This is a genomic window from Rhodoplanes roseus (assembly GCF_003258865.1).
GTDB classification, from domain to species: Bacteria; Pseudomonadota; Alphaproteobacteria; order Rhizobiales; family Xanthobacteraceae; genus Rhodoplanes; species Rhodoplanes roseus.
The window spans coordinates 1-265 of record NZ_NPEX01000859.1 but is presented as its reverse complement, the minus strand read 5'-3'; the positions used below and the strand labels follow the sequence as shown (position 1 = coordinate 265).

The 265-nt window shown below is 62.6% G+C and carries 1 protein-coding gene; it reads left to right on the top strand.

Going from position 1 to position 265, the window contains the following annotated elements:
• Positions 1 to 265: RNB domain-containing ribonuclease (locus CH341_RS32740; RefSeq protein WP_146604792.1), on the top strand; the 265-nt coding region annotated here is incomplete at both ends.

The window sequence follows — 265 nt, the reverse complement described above, 5'->3', positions numbered from 1 at the left end:
CTCCTCGGAGAAGGCGATAAGCCTGATCGCCCTTGAGGAAAACAACATCCCCTATGTCTTTCCTCAGCGCGTGATCGACGAGGCGGAGGCCGCAAAGGCGGCTGGGATGGCGCACCGGGACGATTGGCGCGATCTTCCTCTCATCACCATCGATCCGGCCGATGCACGCGACCACGACGATGCGGTGTATGCGAAGCCCGACCCCGACAACGCGGGTGGCCATATCGTCACCGTGGCCATCGCCGACGTGGCCTATTACGTGCGA